Annotated in this window: 23 protein-coding genes; 13 read left to right on the top strand and 10 right to left on the bottom strand. The window is 69.0% G+C overall.

Translation table 11 applies throughout. The features are described 5' to 3' along the window. The first annotated feature begins 379 nt into the window (after positions 1 to 379). The 3 genes from V5F48_RS11820 to V5F48_RS11830 all read left to right on the top strand — a co-directional run bounded on the left by V5F48_RS11820 (position 380) and on the right by V5F48_RS11830 (position 4,372). Positions 380 to 2,179, top strand: a complete 1,800-nt coding sequence (locus V5F48_RS11820; protein WP_394258876.1) for an ABC transporter ATP-binding protein — start codon at positions 380 to 382, stop codon at positions 2,177 to 2,179. Positions 2,180 to 2,357: 178 nt separating this feature from the next. Then, positions 2,358 to 3,134 carry a 3-oxoadipate enol-lactonase gene (pcaD, locus tag V5F48_RS11825; protein ID WP_394258877.1) on the top strand — a complete coding sequence of 259 codons (777 nt, stop codon included), beginning with the start codon at positions 2,358 to 2,360 and terminating at the stop codon, positions 3,132 to 3,134. A 188-nt stretch (positions 3,135 to 3,322) separates the two neighbouring features. Beyond that, positions 3,323 to 4,372: a cation diffusion facilitator family transporter gene (locus V5F48_RS11830; protein WP_394258878.1), complete on the top strand. Its 1,050-nt coding sequence runs from the start codon at positions 3,323 to 3,325 to the stop codon at positions 4,370 to 4,372. Between the two features lie 174 nt (positions 4,373 to 4,546). On the opposite strand, the gene V5F48_RS11835 is transcribed toward V5F48_RS11830, so the two are convergent. The 6 genes from V5F48_RS11835 to V5F48_RS11860 all read right to left on the bottom strand — a co-directional run bounded on the left by V5F48_RS11835 (position 4,547) and on the right by V5F48_RS11860 (position 12,045). Further along, positions 4,547 to 4,777, bottom strand: a complete 231-nt coding sequence (locus tag V5F48_RS11835; RefSeq protein WP_138399889.1) for a formate dehydrogenase subunit delta — start codon at positions 4,775 to 4,777, stop codon at positions 4,547 to 4,549. Next, positions 4,767 to 5,645, bottom strand: coding sequence for a formate dehydrogenase accessory sulfurtransferase FdhD (gene fdhD, locus V5F48_RS11840; protein ID WP_394258879.1), 879 nt, complete (start codon positions 5,643 to 5,645; stop codon positions 4,767 to 4,769). The genes V5F48_RS11835 and fdhD overlap by 11 nt, the downstream gene beginning before the upstream one ends. Positions 5,646 to 5,934: 289 nt before the next feature. Further along, positions 5,935 to 8,775 (bottom strand): formate dehydrogenase subunit alpha, encoded by a 2,841-nt coding sequence (gene fdhF / locus V5F48_RS11845; RefSeq protein ID WP_394258880.1) that lies wholly within the window; start codon positions 8,773 to 8,775, stop codon positions 5,935 to 5,937. 13 nt (positions 8,776 to 8,788) lie between these two features. Next, positions 8,789 to 10,351 carry a formate dehydrogenase beta subunit gene (locus tag V5F48_RS11850; protein ID WP_394258881.1) on the bottom strand — a complete coding sequence of 521 codons (1,563 nt, stop codon included), beginning with the start codon at positions 10,349 to 10,351 and terminating at the stop codon, positions 8,789 to 8,791. Further along, a complete protein-coding gene (locus V5F48_RS11855) occupies positions 10,351 to 10,845 on the bottom strand; it encodes a formate dehydrogenase subunit gamma (RefSeq protein ID WP_394258882.1) in 495 nt (164 codons plus the stop codon). The genes V5F48_RS11850 and V5F48_RS11855 overlap by 1 nt, the downstream gene beginning before the upstream one ends. A 270-nt stretch (positions 10,846 to 11,115) precedes the next feature. Then, positions 11,116 to 12,045, bottom strand: a complete 930-nt coding sequence (locus tag V5F48_RS11860; protein WP_394107758.1) for a LysR family transcriptional regulator — start codon at positions 12,043 to 12,045, stop codon at positions 11,116 to 11,118. Between the two features lie 301 nt (positions 12,046 to 12,346). Between V5F48_RS11860 and V5F48_RS11865 the strand changes: the two genes are divergently transcribed. Both V5F48_RS11865 and V5F48_RS11870 read left to right on the top strand, forming a co-directional pair. Beyond that, positions 12,347 to 12,646 (top strand): hypothetical protein, encoded by a 300-nt coding sequence (locus V5F48_RS11865; RefSeq protein WP_394258883.1) that lies wholly within the window; start codon positions 12,347 to 12,349, stop codon positions 12,644 to 12,646. Between the two features lie 482 nt (positions 12,647 to 13,128). Then, complete coding sequence (locus V5F48_RS11870) at positions 13,129 to 13,932, top strand: DUF2865 domain-containing protein (RefSeq protein ID WP_394258884.1); 804 nt, start codon at positions 13,129 to 13,131, stop codon at positions 13,930 to 13,932. A 76-nt stretch (positions 13,933 to 14,008) separates the two neighbouring features. Here the strand turns inward: V5F48_RS11870 and V5F48_RS11875 are convergent, their stop codons facing one another. After that, the gene (locus V5F48_RS11875; RefSeq protein ID WP_394258885.1) at positions 14,009 to 15,334 is read right to left on the bottom strand and encodes a coiled-coil domain-containing protein; all 1,326 of its coding nucleotides are present in this window, start codon (positions 15,332 to 15,334) and stop codon (positions 14,009 to 14,011) included. A 245-nt stretch (positions 15,335 to 15,579) separates the two neighbouring features. Next, complete coding sequence (locus tag V5F48_RS11880; protein ID WP_394107958.1) at positions 15,580 to 16,164, bottom strand: DUF1134 domain-containing protein; 585 nt, start codon at positions 16,162 to 16,164, stop codon at positions 15,580 to 15,582. Between the two features lie 61 nt (positions 16,165 to 16,225). Between V5F48_RS11880 and V5F48_RS11885 the strand changes: the two genes are divergently transcribed. After that, positions 16,226 to 16,366, top strand: coding sequence for a hypothetical protein (locus tag V5F48_RS11885; RefSeq protein WP_394258886.1), 141 nt, complete (start codon positions 16,226 to 16,228; stop codon positions 16,364 to 16,366). Positions 16,367 to 16,400: 34 nt separating this feature from the next. On the opposite strand, the gene cysQ is transcribed toward V5F48_RS11885, so the two are convergent. Further along, on the bottom strand, positions 16,401 to 17,243 hold the full coding sequence (gene cysQ, locus V5F48_RS11890) for a 3'(2'),5'-bisphosphate nucleotidase CysQ (protein ID WP_394258887.1): 843 nt from the start codon (positions 17,241 to 17,243) through the stop codon (positions 16,401 to 16,403). 256 nt (positions 17,244 to 17,499) lie between these two features. On the opposite strand from cysQ, the gene chpT reads away from it, so the two are divergent. Continuing rightward, positions 17,500 to 18,186, top strand: coding sequence for a histidine phosphotransferase ChpT (gene chpT, locus V5F48_RS11895; protein ID WP_394258888.1), 687 nt, complete (start codon positions 17,500 to 17,502; stop codon positions 18,184 to 18,186). Between the two features lie 177 nt (positions 18,187 to 18,363). Here chpT and ctrA read toward each other — a convergent pair whose 3' ends face one another. Further along, positions 18,364 to 19,065 (bottom strand): response regulator transcription factor CtrA, encoded by a 702-nt coding sequence (gene ctrA / locus V5F48_RS11900; protein ID WP_394107752.1) that lies wholly within the window; start codon positions 19,063 to 19,065, stop codon positions 18,364 to 18,366. Between the two features lie 469 nt (positions 19,066 to 19,534). Here ctrA and V5F48_RS11905 point away from each other — a divergent pair, with 469 nt between their 5' ends. The 6 genes from V5F48_RS11905 to V5F48_RS11930 all read left to right on the top strand — a co-directional run bounded on the left by V5F48_RS11905 (position 19,535) and on the right by V5F48_RS11930 (position 25,682). Continuing rightward, positions 19,535 to 19,930: a flagellar export protein FliJ gene (locus V5F48_RS11905; RefSeq protein ID WP_394258889.1), complete on the top strand. Its 396-nt coding sequence runs from the start codon at positions 19,535 to 19,537 to the stop codon at positions 19,928 to 19,930. A 204-nt stretch (positions 19,931 to 20,134) separates the two neighbouring features. Beyond that, positions 20,135 to 20,674: a sigma factor-like helix-turn-helix DNA-binding protein gene (locus V5F48_RS11910; protein ID WP_394107750.1), complete on the top strand. Its 540-nt coding sequence runs from the start codon at positions 20,135 to 20,137 to the stop codon at positions 20,672 to 20,674. Continuing rightward, positions 20,671 to 22,899, top strand: a complete 2,229-nt coding sequence (locus V5F48_RS11915) for a hypothetical protein (protein ID WP_394258890.1) — start codon at positions 20,671 to 20,673, stop codon at positions 22,897 to 22,899. The genes V5F48_RS11910 and V5F48_RS11915 overlap by 4 nt, the downstream gene beginning before the upstream one ends. A 111-nt stretch (positions 22,900 to 23,010) precedes the next feature. Further along, positions 23,011 to 24,006 (top strand): agmatinase, encoded by a 996-nt coding sequence (gene speB, locus V5F48_RS11920; RefSeq protein WP_394258891.1) that lies wholly within the window; start codon positions 23,011 to 23,013, stop codon positions 24,004 to 24,006. Between the two features lie 87 nt (positions 24,007 to 24,093). Continuing rightward, on the top strand, positions 24,094 to 25,194 hold the full coding sequence (locus tag V5F48_RS11925) for a calcium:cation antiporter (RefSeq protein ID WP_394258892.1): 1,101 nt from the start codon (positions 24,094 to 24,096) through the stop codon (positions 25,192 to 25,194). A gap of 77 nt (positions 25,195 to 25,271) precedes the next feature. Continuing rightward, positions 25,272 to 25,682, top strand: coding sequence for an NADH:ubiquinone oxidoreductase subunit NDUFA12 (locus tag V5F48_RS11930; RefSeq protein ID WP_394258948.1), 411 nt, complete (start codon positions 25,272 to 25,274; stop codon positions 25,680 to 25,682). Positions 25,683 to 25,792: the final 110 nt, after the last annotated feature.

The following is a 25,792-nucleotide window of genomic DNA, read 5'->3' on the forward strand; positions in this document are numbered from 1 at the left end:
CGGGGTTATCCTTGCGTCAGGTGGAAAAGGGGAGGGTCGTGTCCATGCAGCATTTCATGTCCGACGCACCATCCCGTTTAAGGTTTGCCCGCGTCCCGTCTGGAGCCCTTATCGGTGCGGGTCTTGCGCGCGGCATCTTCCGGCGCACCCACCACACCGACGTCATTCCCCGACGCCCCCGCCGCTAGCCAGCCTTTCCTTCCAGTGCGCGGTCTCCCTCGCGCCGGCCAGCCTCCCGGCACCCGGCGGGGGTGACGACGCCCGCCCTCCCTCCGCCTTACGTCCGCGGCGCGCCTTGCGCCGCCTCTCCTTGTCCGAACCAGGGACCGGCCCTGGCGTATGCGCCTGGCGCATGCCCTTGCGCGGCCGGAATCGTGTCATGTCGCTCTTTCAGACCCACAAGCGCGGGGTGTCCTTCCGCGCGGTTTTCGCCTTTCTCCTCGGCCATTGGCGGCGGCGGAAGGGCATCATCGCCGCCACCGCGACCGCCGTGCTCGTCGCGACGCTGGCGGAAGTGTTCGTGCCGCTGTTTGCCGGCCGGCTCATCGGCGCGCTTGCGGGCGCGGACCGGGAGGCGGCATGGCAGGCGGCGAGCGCGGCCTTTCTCGCCATCGTGGCGCTTGGCGCGGTGATGGTCACCGCGCGGCACCTCACTTATGTGATCATCGTCAGGCTCACCCTGCGCATGATGTCGGACCTGGCGGCGGATGCCTTCGCGCGGGTCCAGCGCTTCTCGGCGGACTGGCATGCGAGCACGTTCGCCGGTTCCACCGTGCGCAAGATCTCGCGCGGCATGTGGTCCCTCGACGTGCTGCACGACACCCTGCTGGTGGCGCTGTTTCCGTCCGTGGTGGCGCTGGCGGGCTCGGCGATCCTGCTCGGCCTGCACTGGCCGGTGATGGGCCTGGTGGTGGCGGTGGGCGCGGTGGCCTTCGTGACGCTGACGCTGGTGCTGTCCCTGAACTATGTGGCGCCGGCGGCCCGCCTCTCCAATGCATGGGACACCCGCGTCGGCGGCGTGCTGGCCGATGCGGTGGGCTGCAACGCGGTGGTGAAGGGCTTCGGCGCCGAAGAGCGGGAGGAGGCGCGGCTCGACCGCGTGCTCGCCAAGTGGAACGGGCGCACCTATCGCACCTGGATGGCCGGCACCTGGGCGGGCACGGCGCAGCTTCTCGCGCTGGTGGCGCTGCAGGCGGCCATCATCGGCACGGCGCTCTTGCTGTGGCGGCAGGGCGCGGCGAGCGCGGGCGACATCGCCTATGTGCTCACCACCTACCTCGTCGTGCATTCCTACCTGCGCGACATCGGCATGCACGTGCACAATCTCCAGCGCTCGCTCAACGAGCTGGAGGAGCTGGTGGAAATCCACCAGCAGCCCGTGGCCATCGCCGATGCGAAGGAGGCCGTGCCCATCAAGGTGGAGGATGGACGCATCGCGTTCGAGCACGTCACCTTCCACTATCGCGGCCACGCTGCGCCGCTGTTCGAGGACCTGAACGTCACCATTGAGGGAGGCGAACGGGTGGGCCTCGTGGGCCATTCCGGCTCGGGGAAGACCACGTTCGTGAAGCTCATCCAGCGCCTGCACGACGTGACCTCCGGCCGGGTGATCGTGGATGGGCAGGATGTGCGCGCGGTGACGCAGGCGTCGCTGCGCCGGGCCATCGCGGTGGTGCAGCAGGAGCCGGTCCTGTTCCACCGCTCGCTGATGGAGAACATCGCCTACGGCCGGCCCGACGCCTCCTTTGCCGAGATCCGGCGAGCGGCGGAACTGGCCAATGCGTCCGGCTTCATCGAGCGCATGCCGCGCGGCTACGGCACGCTGGTGGGCGAGCGGGGCGTGAAGCTCTCCGGCGGCGAGCGCCAGCGCATCGCCATCGCCCGCGCCTTCCTCGCCGATGCGCGCATCCTGATCCTGGACGAGGCCACCTCCAGCCTCGATTCGGAATCGGAGGCCGCCATCCAGGAGGCCATGGAGCGGCTGATGGTGGGGCGCACCACCCTCGTCATTGCCCACCGGCTCTCGACGGTGCGTTCGCTCGACCGCCTGCTGGTGTTCGACCGGGGGCGGATCGTGGAGGAAGGCGAGCACGACGCCCTGGTGCGGCGCGAGGGCGGCCTCTACCGCCGCCTGTTCGAGCGGCAGGCCATGGAGCTGGCCCGCGGTCTCGCCGCGTGAAAGGGGGGCGGCGCGATGGTGCCGCCTCCCACCTTGCCCCCACTTGGGGACCGCGACTTGCGGGTGGCGGTTTGCGGGCGACGACTTGCGGACCGCGAATCGAAGCGTCCGGCCTCTTGCGCCGCCATGCGAAGGCGCTACACCTGTCGTGGCATAATGAATCCAGAAGAGGTGTGCGGTGCCGCTCATCGACATGTCCGGGGAGCGTTTCCAGGTCGAAGTCACGGGGCCCGAAGGCGCGCCGCCGCTCGTTTTGTCCCATTCCCTGGGCTGCACGCTGGGCATGTGGGACGAGGTGGCGCCCCTGTTCGCCCGCAGCCGGCGCGTCATCCGTTACGACGCCCGTGGCCATGGCGCCAGCGCGGCGCCCGATCAGGTCTATGCCATGGGCGACCTTGGCCGGGATGTATTGGCGATCCTCGACCGGCTGGGCCTTGCCCACGCCGATTTCTGCGGGCTCTCGCTGGGCGGCATGGTGGGGCAATGGCTGGCCCTGAACGCGCCCCAGCGCCTGACGCGGCTGGTGCTCGCCAACACCACCGCCCATGCCGGCCCGCCCCGCTTCTGGGACCAGCGCATCAAGGCGGTGCGCCGCGACGGTCTGGAGCCCATCGCCAATTCCGTTATCGACAGCTGGTTCACGCCGGAGTTCCGCGCCGGGGCGCCGGCCAGGGTGGCGGCGGTGCGGGCCATGGTGACGGGCACCAGCCCTGCCGGCTACATGGGGACCAGCGCCGCCATGCGCGACATGGATTTTCGCCATGACCTCGAGGCGGTGCGCGTGGAAACGCTGGTCATGGTCTCCGATGGCGACCGTTCCACGCCTGCGGCCTGGGGCGAGGCCATTGCCGCCGCCATCCCCGGCGCCAAGCTGGCGCGGCTGCCCGGTGGCCACCTCTCCGCCATCGAGCAGCCGGAGGCGTTCGTGTGCACGGTGGAAGGCTTCCTCGGCTGAGGCGCGACCGGTCTCCACATCTCCGATACCCACGGCCCGGTCTTCGACCGGAACCGAGCGCATCGCTCAGGCGCCGCGCGGGCTTGAGACCCGCGGCCGATGAGCCAATCTGATGGGCCGTGGGTATGAGCCGGTGACAATCGCGCGCGCCTGTGGAACATGCGCGGCGGATGGACCGGGAGGACAGGATGGCGTCGCCGGAGACCGGGGCACACGATCATGACCATGACCATGACGGCCACGACGCTGGTCCTTCCCATGGCCGTGGCGCGCAAGGCGATGGCGTGCACGCCCCCGCAGAGCACGGCCCCGCAGAGCACAGCCACGCGGGGCATGCTCACGCGGGGCATGGGCACGCCCATGCCGTTCCCGATTCCCTGCGCGCCTTCGCCATCGGCGCGGGGCTGAATTTCGGCTTCGTCATCTTCGAGGTGATCTTCGGCCTCTATGCCGGCTCCCTCGCGCTGCTCGCCGACGCCGGCCACAATCTCTCCGACGTGCTCGGCCTGGTGCTGGCGTGGGGCGCGGCCTGGCTGTCGCGGCGCGCGCCGACGCGGCTGCGCACCTACGGCTACGGCCGCTCCTCCATCCTCGCGGCTCTGGCCAATGCCATGATCCTGCTGCTGGGCACCGGCGGCATCATCCTGGAGGCCATCTCGCGCCTGTCGCAGCCCGAGCCGGTCCAGACCGGCATCGTCATGGTGGTGGCGCTCATCGGCGTGGCCGTGAACATGGGCACGGCGCTGATGTTCATGGCCGGCCGCAAGGGCGACCTGAACGTGCGCGGCGCCTTCATTCACATGGTGGCGGATGCCGCCGTCTCGCTGGGCGTGGTGGTGGCGGCGGGGGTGATCGCGCTCACCGGCTGGCTGTGGCTGGACCCGGTGGTGTCGCTGGCCATCGCCGTCGCCATCATCCTCGGCACCTGGGGCTTGCTGCGCGACAGCGTCAACCTCGCCATGGACATGGTGCCGACGGGCGTCGATCCCGAACAGGTAGAAGCCTTTCTCGCCGCCCGTCCGGGGGTGAGTGAGGTGCATGACCTGCACATCTGGGCGCTTTCCACCACGTCGGTGGCCCTGTCCGCCCATCTGGTGCGGCCGGAGGCGGCGCTCGACGACGATTTCCTGAGCGAGACCTGCGCCGAACTCACGGCGCGATTCGGGATCGCCCATCCGGTGCTGCAGATCGAGCAGGGGCGCATGGCCTGCGCCCTCGCGCCGAAGGATGTCGTTTAGTCGCCAGCGCGTGATCCGACGGCCTTTGCCGATCCTTCGTGGCTTCGCTCATGCGCCGCGCGGGCTTCAGGCGGCCTTCGCCGCCTTCTGCGTGGCTTCGCTCATGCGCCGCGCGGGCTTCAGGCGGCCTTCGCCGCCTTCTGCGTGGCTTCGCTCATGCGCCGCGTGGGCTGGTCAGGCGGCCTTTGCCGCCTGAAGGCCTTCCAGCGCCTCCTTGGCGATGGGCGAAAGACCCTCGCCGCCATGGGCGATGTGCTCGGCGATCTTGGAACGCATGCGCGGGTCCCAGAATTTCTGGATGTGAATGCGCGTGGCCTCCACCGCCTCGGCGTGCTTCTGAGCCGAGAAGGCGGTCGCGATCTGGTTCGCCATGTAGACGAGCTTTTCAGCAGTGCTATGCGACATGGTTCTGCCGTTCCGGTGAGGGGAGCGCAATGCGCCCGGGATGGGTGAAGATTTCAAAGCCGTCGGCGCGCACGATGGCGCACAGCGTGATGCCCGCCGCGTCCGCCGTGCGGATGGCCAGCGAGGTCGGCGCCGAGACGGCGGCAATGACCCCCACCCCCAGCACGGCCGCCTTCTGCACCATCTCGATGGAGACCCGGCTGGTCAGGAGCAGGATGCCCTGGGCGGTGTCGAACCCGGCTTCCGCCGCCTTGCCCACCAGCTTGTCGAGGGCATTGTGCCGGCCCACATCCTCGGCCAGGGCGAGGATGCCCCGGCCGGGCTCGAAATAGGCGGCCGCGTGCACCGCGCGGGTCTCATGGTTGAGGCTCTGGAGCGGGCCGAGGGCTGCCATGGCGTCGAGCAGCGTCGCCGGCGAGAAATGCATGTCCGCGGTCACCAGCGCTGCCGGCTTCACCGCCTCGGCAAGGCTCTCCACCCCGCACAGGCCGCAGCCGGTGGGGCCGGCCAGCGCGCGGCGGCGGGCGGAGAGATGCTTCATCTTCTCCTCGGCGATCCACATGCGGGCCTCGATGCCCTCCTCCACCACGATCACCTCGCGGGACAGGATCTCGGCCGGGGCGGCGACAATACCCTCGGTGAGGGCGAAGCCCAGGGCGAAGTCGGCGATGTCCGTGGGGCTCGCCATCATCACCGCGTGGGTGGTGCCGTTGAAGGTGAGGGCGACCGGCACTTCCTCGGGCACGGCACGTTCGCCGGCAGACACCAAGCCATCCCGCACCTGCACGCGCTCCACCCGCAGCACCGGAGGCGGGGCGGGGAGGGCGGTGTCCGCCGTCAGCGGGCAGGTGGAGGGCGTTTCGGTCATCTCAAGGTTTCACATGGGAGCGGAGCGTTGGTTCCGGAAGGGGGTGAACTCCCCGCGAGCGAGACCTCAGCGAAAGTCCCCTCCAGCCGGTCCAAAGAGCCGCCCCCTCTCCCCTTGTGGGAGAGGGCCGGGGTGAGGGGTGTGCTGCGATCCTGGGCAGACAGGCGTTTCTCGTGGTGGAACCCCCTCACCCCCAACCCCTCTCCCGCAAGGGGAGAGGGGAGGAGGGCATCTGGGGGGCTTTCGCAGATCTCTCGCCTGCGGGAGAGGGGGCGCGAAAGCGCTTGCCTCACTCCGCCGCTTCGGCGGCGATGCGGCGGGAGGTGCGCGAGAGGTTTTCGTAGTCCTCCTGCCACTGGGTCGGGCCGTTGGAGGGCGAGACCTGCACCGCGGTCACCTTGTATTCCGGGCAGTTGGTGGCCCAGTCGGAATAGTCGGTGGTCACCACGTTGGCCTGCGTCACCGGATGGTGGAAGGTGGTGTAGACCACCCCCGGCGCCACCCGGTCCGAGATCACCGCCTTGAGCGAGGTGGAGCCCGCCCGGCTGTCCAGCTTCACGAAATCCCCGTCCCGGATGCCGCGGTTCTCGGCGTCGTGGGCGTGGATTTCCAGCACGTCCTCCGGATGCCAGGCCACGTTCGCGGTGCGCCTTGTCTGGGCGCCCACATTGTACTGGCTGAGAATGCGGCCGGTGGTGAGCAGCAGTGGGAAGCGCGGGCCGGTCTTCTCGTCGGTGGGCACGTATTCGGTGAGGACGAACTTGCCCTTGCCGCGCACGAAGCCGCCGATGTGCATGATGGGCGTGCCTTCCGGTGCGCTGTCGTTGCACGGCCACTGCACCGAACCCAGATCGTCGAGCTTGGCATAGTTCACGCCCGCGAAGGTGGGGGTGAGCGCCGCGATCTCGTCCATGATCTGCGAGGGGTGGGTGTAGGCCATGGGGAAGCCCAGCGCGTTGGCCAGGAGCTGGGTGACCTCCCAGTCCGCATAGCCGTTCTTCGGCGCCATCACCTTGCGGATGCGCTGGATGCGCCGCTCGGCATTGGTGAAGGTGCCGTCCTTCTCCAGGAACGAGCAGCCGGGCAGGAAGACATGGGCGTAATTGGCCGTCTCGTTCAGGAACAGGTCCTGCACGATCAGGCATTCGAGGCCCGCGAGGCCGGCCGAGACATGCTTGGTGTCAGGGTCGGACTGGAGGATGTCCTCGCCCTGCACGTAGAGGCCCTTGAAGGTGCCATCCACCGCCGCGTCGAACATGTTGGGAATGCGCAGGCCCGGCTCGTCGTCCAGCGGCACGCCCCACAGCGCCTCGAAGGTCGAGCGGGTGGCGTCGTCGGAGACGTGGCGGTAGCCCGGCAGCTCGTGCGGGAACGAGCCCATGTCGCACGAGCCCTGCACGTTGTTCTGGCCGCGCAGCGGGTTCACGCCCACGCCGTTGCGGCCCACGTTGCCGGTGGCCATGGCGAGGTTGGCGATGGCCATCACCGTGGTGGAGCCCTGCGAATGCTCGGTGACGCCGAGGCCGTAATAGATCGACCCGTTGCCGCCGGTGGCATAGAGCCGGGCCGCGCCGCGCACCAGGGCCGGATCGACGCCGGTGTAGGTCTCCACCGCTTCCGGGGAATGGCGCTCGTCGGCGACGAAGGCGGCCCAGTCCTGGAACTCGTCCCAGTCGCAGCGCTCGCGCACGAATTGCTCGTTCACCAGCCCCTCGGTGACGATGACGTGAGCCAGCGCCGTGACGATGGCCACGTTGGTGCCGGGCTTGAGCGGCAGGTGGAAGGACGCCTCGATATGGGGCGAGCGCACGATATCGGTGCGGCGCGGGTCCACCACGATCAGCTTGGCGCCCTCACGCAGCCGCTTCTTGAGGCGGGAGCCGAACACCGGGTGGCCGTCGGTGGGGTTGGCGCCGATGATCAGGACGACATCCGTCTCCTCGACGCTGTCGAAATCCTGGGTGCCGGCGGAGGTGCCGTAGGTCTGGGACAGGCCGTAGCCGGTGGGCGAGTGGCAGACGCGGGCGCAGGTGTCCACGTTGTTGTTGCCGAAGCCGCCGCGGATCAGCTTCTGGACCAGGTAGGTTTCCTCGTTGGTGCAGCGCGAGGAGGTGATGCCGCCCACCGCGCGCTTGCCGTACTTCTCCTGGATCCGCTTGAACTCGGAGGCGGCGTAGGCGATGGCCTCCTCATAGGTCACTTCCTGCCACGGCTCGTGGATGGACGAGCGGATCATGGGCTTGAGGATGCGGTCCTGGTGGACGGCGTAGCCATAGGCGAAGCGGCCCTTGACGCAGGAATGGCCGCGGTTCGCCTTGCCGTCCTTGTAGGGCACCATGCGCACCAGCTCGTCGCCGCGCATTTCCGCCTTGAAAGTGCAGCCCACGCCGCAATAGGCGCAGGTGGTCACCACCGAATGCTCGGGGGTGCCGATGTCGTACATGGCCTTCTCGTTCAGCGTCGCCGTCGGGCAGGCCTGCACGCAGGCGCCGCAGGAGACGCATTCCGAAGTCAGGAAGGGCTCGTCCATGCCGGGGGAAACGCGCGAGCCGAAGCCGCGGCCGGAGATGGTGAGCGCAAACGTGCCCTGCACTTCCTCGCAGGCCCGCACGCAGCGGTTGCAGACGATGCACTTCGACTGCTCGTAGGTGAAGTACGGGTTGGATTCGTCCTTGCCGAGCTTGGTGTGGTTTTCGCCCTCATAGCCGTAGCGCACGTCGCGCAGGCCGACCACGCCGGCCATGTCCTGCAATTCGCAATCGCCGTTGGCGGAACAGGTGAGGCAGTCGAGCGGGTGGTCGGAGATATAAAGCTCCATCACCCCCTTGCGGATCTGCTTCAGGCGCTCGGTCTGGGTCTTCACCACGATGCCTTCGGCCACCGGCGTGGTGCACGAGGCCGGGGTGCCGTTGCGGCCCTCGATCTCGATGAGACAGAGCCGGCAGGAGCCGAAGCTCTCCAGCATGTCGGTGGCGCAGAGCTTGGGGATCTGGTTCCCCAGTTCCATGGCGGCGCGCATGATAGAGGTGCCCTCGGGCACCGAGACGCTCATGCCGTCGATGGTGAGGGAAACAAGCTTCTGCGACTTGGAAGCCGGCGTGCCGTAGTCGATTTCGTGAACGAGGGACATGGTGTTCCTCCAATTATTCTGCGGCGGCCGGCAGCTTCGGCGCGACGCCGAAGTCTTCCGGGAAATGATTGAGCGCGCTGATCACGGGGTAGGGCGTGAAGCCGCCCAGGGCGCACAGGGAGCCAAGCTTCATGGTGTGGCAAAGGTCGGTCAGCAGGGCGAGGTTCTGCTCGCGCTGCTCGCCGGCCATCACCTTGTCGAGGGTCTCGACGCCCCGGATGGAGCCGATGCGGCAGGGCGTGCACTTGCCGCAGCTCTCGTGGGCGCAGAATTCCATGGCGAAGCGGGCCATGTCGGCCAGGTCCGCCGTGTCGTCGAACACCACGAGGCCGCCATGGCCGATCAGCGCATCCTTGGCGCTGAAGGCCTCGTAGTCGAACGGGGTATCGAACTGGTGGGTGGGCAGATAGGCGCCCAGCGGGCCGCCGGCCTGCACCGCCTTGACCGGACGTCCGGACGCCGTGCCGCCGCCGATGTCATAGACCAGTTCGCCCAGCGGGATGCCGAAAGCGGTCTCGAACAGGCCGCCGAACTTGATGTTGCCGGCGATCTGGATGGGCATGGTGCCGCGCGAACGGCCCATGCCGAAGTCACGGTAATATTTGCCGCCCTTGTCCAGGATCACCGGCACGGTGGCGAGCGACACCAGATTGTTGATGACGGTGGGCTTCTGGAACAGGCCCTTGTGGGCCGGCAGCGGCGGCTTGGCACGCACCAGGCCGCGCTTGCCCTCCAGGCTTTCCAGCAGGGAGGTTTCCTCGCCGCACACATAGGCGCCGGCGCCCATGCGCATTTCCATGTCGAAGGCGAGGCCCGAGCCGAGGATGTTGTCCCCCAGCAGGCCCGCCATGCGCGCCTTCTCGATGGCCTTTTCCATCACCACGAAGGCGAGGGGATATTCCGAGCGGCAGTAGACGTAGCCCCGGGTGGCACCCACCGCGAGGCCGGCGATGGTCATGCCCTCGATGAGGCAGAAGGGGTCCGCCTCCATGATCAGGCGGTCGGCAAAGGTGCCCGAATCGCCCTCGTCCGCATTGCAGACGATGTAGCGCTGGTCCGCCGGGGCGGCTGCCACCGTGCGCCACTTGATGCCGGTGGGAAAGCCCGCGCCGCCACGCCCGCGCAGGCCGCTTTCCACCACCTCTTCCACCGTGGCGGCCGGGCCCAGCGTGATGGCCCGCTCCAGGCCGCGATAGCCGCCATGGGCCTTGTAATCCGTCAGCGAGAGCGGATCGATGATGCCGATGCGGGCGAAGGTGAGCCGCGTCTGCTTCTTCAGATACGGGATCTCGTCCACCACGCCCACGCACAGGGGATGGTCGGAGCCATGGAGGATGCCGGCGTGGAGCAGGTCTTCCACGTCGGAGGGCTTCACCGGGCCGTAGCCGATGCGGCCGCGCTCGGTCTCCACCTCGATGAGCGGCTCCAGCCAGAACAGGCCGCGCGAGCCGTTGCGGGTGATGTCGGCGGTGATGCCCCGGGCCAGCAGCCCGGCTTCCAGCTTGCGGGCGACGCGGTCGGCGCCGCAGGCCACCGCGGTGGCGTCGTTGGGGACGAAGATGCGGGGGGACTTCATCAGGCGTCTCCGAAGCTCTTGCCGTTGGCGAAGCAGTCGGCGATCTCGTCGATGGCATCGCGGTCGAGGCGGGCCACCAGCTGGCCGTCCACCAAAGCGGAAGGGGCGCAGGCGCACAGGCCCAGGCAATAGATGGGCTCCAGCGTCACCCGCCCGTCAGGAGATGTCGTACCCATGTCCACGCCGAGCTTTTCCTCGGCATAGTGGGCGAGCGCCTTGCCGCCGACGGACTGGCACGCCTCGGCGGCGCACATCTTCACCACGTGGCGACCGGGCGCCTCGCGCCGGAAGTCGTGGTAAAAGGTGAGGACGCCATAGACCTCGGCGCGCGAGAGGTTGAGGCTTTCGGCGATCATGGGCACCGCCGGGTCCGGCACGAAGCCGAACGTCTCCTGCAAAGCGTGCAGGATGGGCATGGTGGCCCCTTCCAGATGCCGGTTCTCCGAGATCACCTGCGCTGCGCGTTCGGTGCTCCAATCCTCATAGACCGCCATGGACGTCTCGCTTTCCCAAAAGCCGTGAGGGCGCATTGCCGCCGCTTCGTCTTGCTTATGGGAAAGTGTGGCACAACCGGCCCTCTTATCAAGCCAGCTGTAGGATGTTGCAATAGAACATCCCTATTGATAGTGGAGGTATTATAGACCGGCATCCCTAAATCAAAGGCTCGGCGCTGCGTCAATCACGTCTGTCTGGGATGGTTCTTGGTATATTGATCGTGTTTTTCTATGTATGAGCCGCCGCGGGCCTGCGCCAAGCCGGCGGAATTATTGCATTGCAGCAATGGCTGGGTCGGCGAGACCGCTCTGTTCGAGCTTCGGCGCGATGCGCCGCGCTTCCGCCACCAGCGCCGCGGTGATGGGCGTGGTCGGCTCGCGGTGGGGCACCACCAGGCCGATGGAGTGGGAGATATCGGGCTCCACGATGGGAATGGAGCGCACCACCGAGGTGAGCCCCAGGGAGTCCGCCAGCATGGCCGGCATCACGCTCGCCCACAGGCCGGTGCGCACATGGGTGAACAGCACGATCATGGAATTGGACTCCAGGGTCGGCTTGTGGCTGGCGCCGGCGGCGGCCAGCAGGTTGTCGACGATGCGGCGGTTCTGCATGTCGGGGGTGAGCAGCGCGAGCTGGAGCTCGGCCACCTCCGCCCAGGTCACCGCCTCGCGCTCGCCGTAGCGGGACTGGGGCGAGGTCACGAGGCGATAGCGCTCGCGATAGAGCGGCACGGTGTTCACCCGGCCCAGCGGCTCGTTGTCGAGATAGGTCAGGCCGGCGTCGATCTCCAGGTTTTCGAGATGGTTCAATATCTCGATGGAGGTGCGGGAGATCACCGTGAAGCGCACGTCGGGATGGCGCGCCCGGAACGGGGTGGTCAGCGCTGCCACCATGGGCAGGGCGGTGGGGATGGCGGCGATGCGCAGCGGGCCGGCGAGGCCGCGCTTCAGGGCGTCGATGTCCTGCCGCATGGCCCGCGAATCGGCCACGATGCGCCGCGCCCATTCCAGCGTCCGCTCGCCCTCGGGCGTAAAGCCCAGGAAGCGCGAGCCGCGCTGCACCAGCAGCACGCCCAGCGTCTCTTCCAGCTGCTTGATTCCGGCGGAAAGGGTCGGCTGGGTCACCCCGCAGGCTTCGCCGGCGCGGCCGAAATGACGTTCCCGGGCGAGGGCGATCAGGTATTCGAGTTTGTCGATCATGGGGCCATATCAGGGAGACACGGGGTGCTGCGCAAGGCGGCTTCGTTGCCGCAGCGCAGCGCCAACGCGGCAGGGCGTGGTGGGCAACCGGTGGGCAACGCTTGCATTTCGGCATGACGGCGGTAGACGGGCACGGATAGCGCAGTCGGTCTTGCGCGGGCCAGGCTACGGCGGCTTCCGCCCTTGGGGGTCCACCAGCGCCCTGGTCCACGAGCGCCCTGGTCCACCAGCGCCCGTAGCGCCCGGGCGCCGCGCCTGCGATATCTGTTGTGGGCCGGGCTGCCGGCTGAAGAGGTGGTCCATGAAGAGCATGCTGGTTGCGCTCTCGCTCGGCACCGGTGCCGTGCTTCTCGCCGCAGGCGGGGGGCAGGCCGCTTCGCTGCTGAACCCCGGCACCGCGCTCGCGGCCGAGCGGCCCGAGGTGGCGCCCCGGCAGGTGCGCTGGGTCTGCACCTATGGCCGATGCGTGTGGCGGCCCCGGTCCAACGTCCGTGTCCCCTTTTATGCCCAAAGCTGGGGTCCGCCCCCACGTCCGAACTGCTCCTGGGTTCTTCGGACCGGTCCTCAGGGCCAGTCCCACTGGCAGCAGGTGTGCCGGTAGTTCCAGAAGGTATCAGGGGGCAGATTTGCGGCATTGCAACCATGCTCGCGCGAACGTGAACTGTGACACTAGAGCCACAGGCAAGCTTTTAACGTTATCTTAAAGATCGGCAACGGCGCGGTGGACCGGAGGCCGAGACTCTGGGTTAAGAAGGGGAGTCCTGCCATGCCTGGCTTGGCTCATGGTTCAGTTCTGATTTCTCTCGTGGCTATGCTGTTCGCCGCAGTTCTGCTGGCGACGCCCACGCTGGCGTTCCTGACCCATCCGCAGGAGCGACCAAGCGAGGCCCCGCGGCCGTTACTTACGGTTTCTGCGTTCGCCTGACACTTTTGCTGGACGCGATCCCTTTTTCTGGAGCCTTCACCTGATTCTGGAGCCTCGACCTGCGCCTTGTCTTGAGGCGCGGGAGGGGTGAGGAACGGCCGGGCTTGGAGAGAGACGACGGCCGTGTCGCGAGGGGCGGCTGGCACGGGAGGTTGGCCTTGGGACGACAGGACAATGGGGCGGCCCCGATCGGCCGGCCGGCGATTTCGCGTGCCGTTCTGTTCACATCGTGCTTGCTTTTCACATCGTGCTTGCTCGTGGCTGTCGTCCTGGGCGCCGGCGAAGCGCGTGCACAGTCGCGAGGCGGACCCTTGCCGTTCGCGCCGCAGGGGTCGCACGCGCAGACCTCGCACGCGCAGGCCTCGCCCGGAAACTTCTTCTCACTGCTGTTCGGCGGTATGCGCCCGCGCACCTTCGTTGACACGCCGGAACGGCCGCGCATCGTCATCACGCCCCGCGTCCGCAGGGAGGGGTCGGCCAATGCCAGCTGGGGCGGGGGCATGGCCTATTGCGTGCGCACCTGCGACGGCCGCTATTTCCCGCTCCAGGGCAAAGCCGCGGACGACGGCGCGCTCGCCCAGTGCAACGCGTTCTGCCCGGCCGCGAAGATGGCGATCTACACCTCTTCCGACAGCAGCAAAGGCATCGACGCGGCGGTCTCCCGGTCCGGAAAGGCCTATTCCGAACTGCCCAACGCCTTCGTCTATCGCCAGCGCCTGGTGGAGGGCTGCACCTGCACGGCGGACAGCCGCATCGGCGGGCTCACCCGGATCGACGTGATGAACGATCCGACGCTTCGGCGGGGCGATGTGGTGATGACGCAGGAGGGCAGCCGGGTGTTCACCGGCGGCCGCCGAGGGCCGCCCTATCGCGAAGCCGACTTCGTCGCCCCCGCGCGGTTTCCCGAACTGTCCCGGGATATCAGGGCGCGCCTGTCCGAGCTGGAGATGGCGTCGCGGTAGCATGGGGGCTTCCGATAAGCCCCCTTTCCATGAGGCTGAGGTCGCCTGGACCTTCCGATCATAATTGCGCAGGCGATCAGCCGGCGATGGCGCGGCCGCGCTTTTGTGCGGAGCGCTTGGTCGCCGCAGGTTCGGCGGGCGCATCCGCCGTAGCGCCGGACACACCGGCATCGGCCAGCTGCGCGTCCACCTCCACCACGTCCATGTGCGCGGCGTCGTCCTGTTCCAGAAGGTCCCGGATGCGCGCGGCGAGCTCGCCCGTCGCGTCGTCGGCCACCAGCTTGCGCACCGGTGAACCGGGCCCTTCGAGACGGGCGCTGAGGGCGGCGAGCTTCGCCGCCACCTCGGTGACGCCGTCGCGCAGGGCATCGAGCCCCTCGGGGGCGAGGGCCGGCACGGCCTCGGCCGTCGTATCGCGGGGGGCGCGCTGGATCGCCTCTTCCATCAGCGCATGGTCGGCCTTGAGCATGTGGAGCGTTTCGGCGAGGCGGCGGTTCTCCCCCTCGGCGGCGGCGAACTCGCTGGCGCGGCGCTGCTCGAAGGCATGAACGACGGCGCGGTTGGCGTCCAGATCGCGCTCGGCGATGGCAAGCAGCCCGGTCAGCCGGTCGCGCTCCGCCTCCAGCGTGGCGATGACGTCGCGCCGCCGGTCGCTTTCCGAGGCCTTCAGGGCGAGGGCTGCCTGGGTCTCGGCCAGATCGGTGGACAGGGTGGTCGCCGCATCCGCCGCGACTCTTTTCGCCTCGATCGCAGTGGAGCGTTCGGTTTCCAGCGCGGCGGAGGTTTCCTCAAGCTGCCGCGTGGTGTCGGCCAGGCGGGCGCGCAGGTCGCCTGCTGCCGTTTCCAGCGCGGCGATGCGCTCGCGCTCGCTCACCAGCGTCGCCTCGCGGGTCGCCAGGGTCGCGGCGAGGGCCTGCGCGTCGCTCTCCAGGGTGCGGTGCGCCGCCTCCAGCGCCGTGAGCGCCGAGGTGCGGGCGGCCAGTTCGTCTTCCAGGCGGGCGACGGCCGCGGTGCGGTCGGCCAGCTGGTCCTGGGTCTCGCCCAGCACCACGTCGCGTTCGGCGCCGGTGGCGGAGGAGAGATCGTGCTGAACCTGAAGAGCCTTCAGCGCGCCCTCAAGGGCGAAGGTGCGCTGGCGTTGGGTCTCGATGGTGGCGGCGTGCGCGGTGATGGTCTCGCGCATGGCGTCGGTCTGGAGTTCCAGCCGGCGCTGGTTGAGGGCGAAGAAGGCGCGCTGCTGGTCCTTGTCGGCCTGCACCTCAAAGATGGAGATGGGCACGGCGGCTTCCACCCGCTTGGTGGTGAGCCGCACCGCCCGGTGCCAGACCGCTGGCAGCACGAGCAAAGCGATGAGCGTCGCAATCAGCACGCCCAACGTGAAATACATGATCTGCTCGATCACGCGCGCACTCGCCCTTCCCCTTGAGCCGGCCCGGCGGATCCGTTTCGCTGTCGCGAGCGGGAGGGGGCCGTCCCATGTCTCATCTGCCGTTCCGTCAGGCGGGCGGTAGTGGAATGCGTCCACCGCGCGCCGTCCCGGAACCCGTTTTCATTCATGCCACGACGCGCCGCAGCGTGCCAGCGGCGACGCGCCCGTTTCGCTCCGGGCGCGTCGATGGGTCGTGCGTCTGCCGCCCGACGGGGGCTTCAGAAGGGGTTCCAAGTGGGGTTGGGGGTGAACTTGAGGTAGCCCAGATTGGCGCCGAGACGCACGCCGACGCCCGAGCGGATCGGGACCACCACGATGCCGTCGGCCCCCAGCGCGGTCATGCCGAAGCCGGCCACCACGTAGGCCGACCCGGAAATACCGCCGAAGCGGCGGAAGATGTCGTCCACGCTCCTCAGATTGTAGACGAGGACCATGGTGCGGGCGCCGTCGCCGCCGAAGTCCCAGCCCACGGAGGGGCCCTGCCAATAGACCTTCAGGTCGCCGGCGTTGCGGGTATAAAGCACGCCCTCGCCGTAGCGCAGGCCGCCGACGAAGGCGCCGGAGCCTTCCTGGCCGAGGATGTAGCCGTTGGGCTGGCCCCACTGGCCTACCGCCTTCTCGATGCTGAGCGCGAGCCCGCGTGAGACGCTGCCGAAGAAGGAGTGGCCCTTGCTGACCAGTTCGTTGGTGGAATAGGCCTGCGGCGTCGGCCCCTGGCCCTGGGCGCTCGCGGGCACCGCGGCACCGAGCGCGGCGAGGGCGACAACGAGGCCGCCAAGATGGCGCGTGATCTGCCGCCCCATCTGGCGCCGCAGTGTCTGCGGCAGGGCGCGGGCGGTCTTGAGGAAGCTCGAAGAGAAGCGCATGGGGGATCTCGCAGTGGGCTTCGATGAAGGGGGCCGCGTCAACTGGGGCGTCTATGGCGACCGCGCGAATCGCTCAAATTATGGCGGTGAGTATGACGCGGGGACGTCGGCCGCGCGTGAATGGTCGGGCGTTACCTGAAAATCACCATGCGGGATCCGGAATTATCGGTGGGTTAACCGGCCGATCCCGTCTCCGGCGGCCCGCCGGCGCCCCAGGCGACGAAGCCGCGGACCCTGTAGCCGATCTCCGCATGTCCATAGGTCAGGGGGCTGCCGTCCGGCCGGGTGACGCTGCCGCCGGCTGCCACCACCAACGCATGGCCCGCCGCGCTGTCCCATTCCATCACCGGGCCGAGGCGGGGGTAGAAATCCGCCTTGCCCTCGGCGATGAGCCCGAACTTCAGCGCCGATCCCGCCGGGATGCGCTCGGCCACGCGGTGGCGGGCGATGAGCGCGTCGGTGGCGGGATCGCCGTGGGATCGGCTTTCGGCCACCACGAGGGGGCCGTCCGGCACCTTGCGGCAGGTGATGGGGGTCCAGTCCTGCGCATCGACACGGGCGCCGGGTGCGCGGATGGCCCGGAAGGCCGCTCCCGGCCGCCCGGCGAACAGCAGGGCCCGGGCCGGCGCATAGACCACGCCGAGCACGGGGGCGCCATCCTCCACCACGGCGATATTCACCGTGTACTCGCCATTGCCGGAGATGAACTCGCGCGTGCCGTCGAGGGGGTCGACCAGCACGAATCGGTTGCCGCAGACGACCTCGGTGCCCGCCGCCGTTGCCTCCTCCGCCACTACCGGCACACCGGGCATGAGGTGGGCCAGGGCGGCGAGAATCGTGGTCTCGGCGGCGTGGTCCGCCTCCGTGACCGGGCTCAGGTCGGATTTCTGCCGATGGGTGATGCCCCCCGCCTCGATGCGGCGGATGACGACACCGGCCGCCAGCGCCGCCTCCGCAAGGCCCGCCAGCAGGGCGGCATCGGTGGGGGCAGGCGCGCGGGGCACGGGCAAGGTCATGGCGGGCGGCTTTTGCGGGTCTCGGGGACGCAGTCTCTAGCCCTGTGCGGCGGCCGTGTCGATGCGCGGGGCGACTTCAGGGTTGGTGCGGTGCGGCAAGGAGAGGCAAGTCCGGCGACAAGTCCGGCGGCAGAGCGGCAACGCTTGTGGCGCGCCGCGCCGGCGGTGTAACTGGACCGACTTTGATCCAGACGGATTCGGGCGCGGTCCGGCGGAGCCGCATTGAGCCGCCCGCCGTCGCTGACCGGAAGACGCCATGTCCACCGAAAAGTCCGCCACCGAAAAGTCCGCTGCTGCCACGCCCGCCGTCATCTTGGCCGTTTCGGCGCTCGATCTCGGGGCGCTGTTGTGCTCGCGGGTGTGCCACGACGTGATCAGCCCGGTGGGGGCCATCGTCAACGGACTTGAGGTGCTGGAGGACGAGGACGCCGCGGACATGCGTGACGTGGCCCTCGACCTCATCGCCAAGAGCGCCCGGCAGGCGTCGGCCCGGCTCCAGTTCACCCGCCTGGCCTTCGGTGCGGCGGGTTCGGCCGGGGCGCGGCTCGATCTCGGCGATGCGGAGCAGGTGGTGCGCCCGGTGATCGAGGACGGGCGCACGCGGGTGGAATGGTCCCTGCCGCGGGAGCTGCTGCCCAAGAACCGGGTGAAACTGCTGCTCAATCTGGTGCTGCTCGCCGGCACCACCATTCCGCGCGGCGGCATCATCCGCATCGCTGCGGTGGGAGAGGGCGATGCCACCGGCTTCGTGCTGGCCTCCACCGGCGAGAAGGCGCGCATTCCGGAAGGCCTTCAGGCGCTGGTGGACGGCGTTGCCCCCGAGGGCGGGCTCGACGCCCATTCGGTGCAGCCTTTCTATGCCGGCATGCTGGCCCGCGACTGCGCCATCGCCATCCGCTTCGCCCAGGAGGGCGACACCGTGACCATCTCCACGCCCGCCTGACCGCGGCGGCCGCGGGGGCGGACGTTCCGCGGCGCGGGTGTTTTTGCCGCACCAGGCGCGGCATATTTTTCCCGCTCGAGGCACGGAACCATTTTCCCGCTCGCGGCGCGGGCCTGGACCCCAAACGAAAAAGCCCCGCATTGCGGGGCCTCTTGTTGGCTGCGAGGAGGTCGGGGATCAGACGGCGATGCGCTCGGCGCCCATCATGGGCTCGCGCAGCACATAGCCGCGGCCCCAAACGGTCTCGATGTAGTTCTTGCCCGCGGACGCGTTGGCGAGCTTCTTGCGCAGCTTGCAGATGAACACGTCGATGATCTTCAGTTCCGGCTCGTCCATGCCGCCGTAGAGATGGTTGAGGAACATCTCCTTGGTGAGGGTCGTGCCCTTGCGGAGCGAGAGCAGCTCCAGCATCTGGTATTCCTTGCCGGTGAGGTGGACCCGGTTGTTCTCAACCTCCACGGTCTTGGTGTCCAGGTTGACCACGAGGTCCCCCGTCTGGATCACCGACTGGGCATGGCCCTTGGACCGGCGCACGATGGCGTGGATGCGCGCCACCATCTCGTCCTTGTGGAACGGCTTGGTGAGGTAATCGTCGGCGCCGAAGCCGAAGCCCTTCACCTTGTCTTCCGTATTGGCAAGGCCAGACAGGATGAGGATGGGTGTCTTCACCTTCGCTACGCGCAGGGCGCGCAGGACTTCAAACCCCGACATGTCGGGAAGGTTCAAGTCGAGAAGGATGATGTCGTATTCGTAGACCTTGCCGAGGTCCACGCCTTCCTCACCGAGGTTGGTCGTATAGACGTTGAAGCTCTCGGTCTTCAGCATCAGTTCGATGCCTCGGGCCGTAGCACTGTCGTCCTCGATGAGCAAGACGCGCATGGCTATCCCTTTCCTCGCAACTACCCAGAAATCGGGCTCGCCGACTTCTGTTGCTCGGCCATCGGGGTGATTCGCGTTACGTGTGTAGAATCGTTAGCAGATCTTGATTCTATTCCACAAGAGTCTGTCGAAAAAACTTTATGCTGGAGAGTCAAGACTGACTCTTCATCAAGCACTTAAGGTCTTTTCCACAAGCCCTCGGTCACGTGTGCGGCCACCCCTTCCGCCCGAGCCCTGGGGCGGTGCCCGGGTGACGCACGCCATGGCGCTTCACCCGAACCGTAGCGTCATCATTAATGAAGGCGGTAAACGATTGGTTGCCGTGGCGTCCGCGAACGCGATTTTCATCCCATTGCCGGGGTCGAGGTAAGGAAAGGGCAACCAGCACGCGACATTCTCTGAGGCCGGAAGCTCCGAGCGCACACGGGCGTTGGGGGCGCGTTCCCGTATGCGTACCGGAGTAGTGGCGATGAAGTCGCGTGACCCCCTGATCCGTGCAAAGCGATTCCAGATCGACGATGCGCGACGCCGCCTCGGCCAGATCGACACCATGATCGCCGAGTTCGAGCGCATGGCCCAAGATCTCGAGCGCGACATTGCCGCGGAAGAGGAGCGCTCCGGCATCTCCGATCCCCGGCATTTCGCCTATCCGCCGCTGGCCCTCGCCGCGCGCAACCGGCGCGACAACCTTCACAGGTCGGCGCAGGATCTGAAAGTTCAGCAGGAGGCGGCCCGGGCCACCCTCGCCGAAGCGGAGACCGACCTTGCCCTGGTGGAGGCGGCCGGCGAGATGGATCGCGCCGGGCGGGTCGAGGCGCCGGGGCGGCGTCCCCCGTTGCGCCCCGGCGAGACCGCGCGCCACTGACGCCTTCGCTTGACGCCTTCGCTCGGAGCCTTCTGCGGGACGGAAAGGCCGGGGAAGGTTCGAGGGCGGTAGAGAGGTAACTGATCCTGTCGTGCGGCGCGCTTTTTTGCGCGCGGCACGCGTGTCCTGTGGCATTCAAGGCTTCCATTGCGCGGTGCCGCTCCGGTAACTTCTGCGCGGTCCCCCACCGAGCACGAGTGTTCCGTGACCTCCCACCGCAAGGTCCATGCCCTCGTCGATCGCGTCGCCGCCGGCGACCTCCACGCCTTCGAGGAGCTTTACCGCCTGACGAGCCCGAAGCTGTACGGGCTCGTGCTCCGCCTGCTCCGCCGGCCGGAGCTGGCCGGCGAGGCCATGCGGCAGGCATACCGGCGCATCCGCGCCGAGGCCCACACCCTGCGCCCGCAGGAGGACCCGGTCTGCTGGATGGCGGCCGTGGCTCGCTCCTGTGCCCTCGACATGGCCTGGAAGCGGCCCGTGGGCGATGCCTTCGAGCCGTTCGACGCCGCCCAGAGGGGCGAGGACCCGCTGGCCTCCGAACGCCGGAGCCCGGCGCTGATCCGCCTGCTCGGCTGCCTCGGCAAGCTGCCCGAGGAGCGCCGCCGCATGGTGCTGCTCGCCTTCTATGACGGCTGGAACCGCGAGGCCCTCTCTATCTATTTCGACGCGCCGGTGGCTGCCATCCGGGCCTGGATGGCGCGTAGCGTGGCCCAGCTCGGCGAGTGCATGGGGCGCCGCTCATGACGGTGCCGGCCCCAGCGGCGCACCTGACCGACGCCGATCGGACGCTGGCGGCCGAATACGTGCTCGGCACCCTTGATTCGGAGGAGCGCAAAAGGGTGCGCGTGCGCATCGCCGCCGATCCCGCGTTCGCAGGGCTGGTGCGGCTGTGGGAGCGCCGGCTGTCGCCCTTGCATGAACTCGCCGTCCCGGTGATGCCGCCGCCCTCGATCTGGCGGGTCATCGTTGCTGATCTCAAGGCCGCGCCGCCCGCCGCGCGCCCCAAGGCGCTGCGCAAGGCGCCGCCCTCTCCTGCCGAGCCCGCGCCGCGCCCGGTGGTGGGAGAGGCGCGCCCCGGCCGTGCGCCCGCCCCCCGCCCCCAGGGACCGGTGGCGACGATCCGCCGGCTGTTCGGCTTGGCCCTGCCGGGACACGGACACGGGCACGGACACGGACACGGGGCCGGGGAGGGGAGCCCGCGCCCGAAGCGAGCGGCCCCGGTGCCGGCTCCTGCTCCGGCCCTTGCCACGCCGCCGGTTCCGGTTGCGCTCAGGGTGCCCGGCGGACGGACCCTCGGCGGCGCCATTCAGGATGCGGTCGCCGCCGGCCTGCTGCCGCCCGCCCCGCCCTTGCCGGAGCCGCCGCCCGCCCCCGCGGCCGAGCGGGCCGACCCGTTGCCGCCACCGCTCAGGCTGGGGCCCCCTGCGCCGCCGCGCCCGCGTCCGGTGCCGGAGCCGCTGATTCCGCCCCCGGCTTTCATCTTCCTGGAGCCCGATCCGCCGCCCGCCGCCCAAGATCCCCAGACCGGGACTGGGCCGGATGGGATGGCGCCCGCCCCGCCTCTGGCGGACGAGGGCGCGCCGGCCTCCATTGCACCGCCGCCGGCCTTCACCTTGCTGGAGCCTGCGGCCCCGGGTCCCGCTGCCGGTGTTCCCGAGGCCAGTATTCCCGCTGCCAGTGTTCCCGCTGCCAGTGTTCCCGAGGCCACGGCGATCGCGGATCCGTCCGCAACCGCTCCGCCAACGGAGCATGTGACGCTCGCGCCGGCGCCATCCGGGAGCCCGACGCCCGGCGCGCCCGGCGGTGTCGATGCCGAGGCGATCGCCAATCCCGCGTCCGTTTCGGCCGCGACCGTTCCCGTCGCTCCTTCGCCGGACGCGACGACCCCTCCGCCCACCCAGTCCAATGCGCCCCAGTCCATAGCGCCGGTTGCCCAGGTTGCCGAAGGCGGCCCTGGCCCGCAGGTCCCGGTGGCATTGCCGTCCGCGGCTTTGCCCGACGGTCCGCAGCAGAACACAAGCGTCGAGACGGCCCCCGCACCATCCCCGCCTCCCGCCGCGCCCCCTGCCGCGCTTCCCGCTGGACCTGAAGTCGGGACGTCCTCCGGGGCCGTTGGTCCCGGGGCGGCGGAGCCGTCGGTGGTCGACGCGCGATCGGCTGAAGCCCCGCCGGCCGGTGTTCAGGCTCCGTCCGATCAGGCTCCTTCCGCCGAGGCGCTGGCCGTGCCTTCCGCTCCCGAGGCGGCCCCCCTCCAATCCGCCCCCCTCCAATCCGCCGCCCTCAAAGCTGCGCCCCTCAAAGCTGCGCCCATCGAGTCCACCTCCATCGAGCCCGCCCCGATCGAAGCTGCCGCCGCCGAGCCGCCCTCCGCCGATCCGGCGGCCGGTGCGAAGGGGGAGGAGGCGTCGCCGCTGCCGGGCTGGGCGGCGGTGGTCGCCTCCGGCGTGGTCTCGGCGCTGCCGGACCCGGCCGCGACGGTCACTGAGCCCGCTGCGGCCGCTGGTCTTTTCGTGCCGCAGCGGCGGCATGCCCTTGCGTGGCGGACGGCGGCGCTCACGCTCCTGGCGCTGCTCATCGGTGTCGCCGCCTTCGCGGCCTATCGCGAATGGTTCTGGCCGCGGGACGGCCAATGGGTCGGCGTGCTGCAGAGCGAGCCGCTGCCATCCATCGCCGTCCGCCTCGATCCGGACAGCGGCGTGATCTTCGTGCGCAGCTTCGCGCCGGCACCGCCGGACGGCGATATCAATCGGTTGTGGCTGCTGGTCCCCGGCCGGCCGGCGCTGCTGCTCGGCGCGTTCAGCGCCGGGATGTCCGGTCACGCTCCGGGGCTCGCGGGGCTGGGCAGGAGCCGGCTCGGCACGGCGGAAGTGGTGGTGACGCAGGGTCCCAAGCTCGGGTCCGGCGCGGCCTCCGCCGATGGGCAGCCCCCGGGCAAGGTGGTCTATCGCGGACGCCTCGCGCCGGAGTGAGAGCCTGAGGCCGGATCAGATCGGATTGCATCAACCCGATCGGCGAAAATGCTTATGATGCCGCCGTTGCGGCGCCGGTTGCGTTCGGGTGCCGTCCATTCGAGGAGTGTCATGTCGAACACCACCCCGACCGATCCGCTGCATCCCCGCCCGGTGGATCGCGCCCTTGATCCCGGCTTTCGCCACGGCCAGTCCACCGAGCCCAATTATTCCGGCGTCACCTCCTTCCTGCGCCGGCGCTATGCGCGCGACGGCGGCGGAGCGGAGGTGGTGGTGTGGGGCGTGCCGCTGGATGTGGCGGTCTCCAACCGGCCGGGCACGCGATTCGGGCCGCGCGCCATCCGCGCCGCATCCACCATCCTCGACGGCGACCCGTTCTATCCCTTCGGCATCGATCCGTTCGAGACGCTGGACGTGGCGGATGCCGGGGACTGCGTGTTCGACTACGGCCTGCCCGCCGGGATTCCGGCCGCCATCGCCGCGCAGGCGCGCGCTCATTATGCCCGGGGCGCCCATATGGTGACCCTCGGCGGCGACCATTTCCTCACCTATCCCATGCTGCGTGCGCTGGTCGCCCATCTTGGCGAGCCGGTGGCGCTGGTGCAGTTCGATGCGCACCAGGACACCTGGGAGGACGGCGGCGAGCGGGTGGACCACGGCACCATGATCACCCGCGCCGTGAAGGACGGGTTGATCCGGGTGGATCGCTCGATCCAGGTGGGCATCCGCACCTATGCGCCCCAGACCTGCGGCATCGAGATCGTCCATGGCCTTACCGCCGCCGAGATGGGGCCGATCGCGCTGGCGCGCCGCATTGCCGAGCGGGTGGGCAATGCCCCCGTCTATGTGACGTTCGACATCGATGCGCTGGACCCTGCCTTCGCGCCGGGCACCGGCACGCCGGTCTGCGGCGGGCTCTCCACCCGCGAGGCGATTTCGTGCCTGCGGCGGCTCGGCGGCCTCGATCTCAAGGGCTTCGACGTGGTGGAGGTGTCCCCGCCCTACGATCATGCGGAGATTACCGCCCTCGCGGGGGCGACATTGGCCTCGGTCTATCTGTGCCTTCTCGCCGAGCGCAAGGCGACCGGGCGGCCCGTCGCCCTCTGAGCCGGCGGCCCGGCAGGGTGCCGAAGCCTTGCGGGGCCGTAACGGATGTGGGACAGCGAGCTGGATCGCATCGGACAGGAGCACAGCGTGAAGGCACCCCGCCCGACCATGCGCAACTATCTCCTGCCGGGACTGGGCCTGACACTCGCGCTGCTGCTGTCGTTGTGGCCGGACCTTGCGCCGGGTGCGGAAGGTGTGGTGCCGAGCATCGCTGCGGTTCTCGCCATCGCGCTGCTGTGTGGTTCGGCGATCTCGTCCGTCGCCCATGCGGATGTGGTGGCCGGCCGCCTGGGCCAGCCCTACGGCGTGCTGCTGCTGACCATGTCCGTCACCATCATCGAGGTCTCGGTGATGGCCTCGATGATGCTTCACGGAGCGAACAACCCGACTCTGGCGCGGGAATCGGTGTTTTCCGTGCTGATGATCGTCAATACCGGCATCGTCGGCCTGTGCCTGCTGCTGGGCAGCCTCAAGCACCGGGAACAGACCATCCAGCAGCAGGGTGTTTCGGGCTACCTCTCGGTGATGATCGCGCTGGGGGTGCTGCTGCTGGTGCTGCCGGCCGAGACGCATGAGGGCGAAACCGGCACCTTCTCGCCGCGCCAGCTCATCTTCATGAGCTTCGTCGCGGTCTCGCTCTACGGGGCGTTCCTCTACATGCAGACGGTGCGCTACCGCGAGCACTACGAGAGCCAGCCGGAGGGCCACACCGAGCAGCCGCCCCCGCCGCGCGTCTTTGCGCTGAGCCTTGTCATGCTGCTTGCGAGCCTCGGGGCGGTGGTGGCCTTGTCGAAGCACGTGGCGGCGGCCTTGGAGGACTTCCTCGGCCATTTCGCGCTGGCCGATCCCGACGCCGTGACCGGCGCCCTCATCGCGCTGCTGATCCTTTTGCCGGAAGGCATTGCGGCGGTGCGGGCCGCCTCCCGCAACCACCTGCAGCATTCGCTGAACATCGCGCTGGGCTCGGCGCTGGCTACGGTGGCGCTCACCATCCCGGCCATGGCCGTCATCTCGGTGCTCATCGGCCACTCCATGGTCCTCGGCCTCGACACCGAGGACCGCACCATGCTGCTGGTCACCTTCGTGCTGGCCATCCTGTCGTTCGGCACGGGGCGGACCAATGCGCTGAACGGCGTTGTGCATCTCATCGTCTTCTGCGTCTATGTGATGCTGCTGTTCATGCCGTAAGGCGGGGTGGCGACAGGTGGACAGGCGGCGGGCCAGATGGCATGTTCCCGCCCGATTTCCCGAACGAGGCGCGGGCCGTGAAGAACTTCCTGCTTTATATTTTCACGTGGTGGAACAAGCAGACCGTCGGCACCATGTGGTGGACGAAGCGGTTCGGCGAGTTCGTGGGCGAGGACGAGTTCGGCAACCGCTATTTCCGCACCAAGGGCGGCAAGATCGACCCCACGCTGGGCTTCGAGCGTCGCTGGGTCATCTATCCCGGCTATGCGGAGGCCTCCACCATCCCGCCCGGCTGGTGGGGCTGGATGCATCACCGCGTGGATACCCCGCCGGTGGACGAGGCCTATACGCCCTACGCCTGGCAGAAGCCGCACCGCCGCAACATGACCGGCTCGCCCGGCGCCTACCGGCCCAAGGGCTCGGTCCTGGCCGGCGGGCTGCGCCCCCGCGTCACCGGCGACTACAAGGCCTGGACCCCCGGCGATTGATGGCGCGCTGTCGCGCGGCACCGTTCCGCGCGCCCGCCTTCTTCGTCGGATCGCCTTCTTTGTGGGGCCGCCTTGCCGCCGCCCGAATCCGGCGCTTCAGAAGGGCGGCG

Source organism: Xanthobacter autotrophicus ATCC 700552 (genome assembly GCF_043194565.1).
GTDB lineage: Bacteria > Pseudomonadota > Alphaproteobacteria > Rhizobiales > Xanthobacteraceae > Xanthobacter > Xanthobacter autotrophicus_F.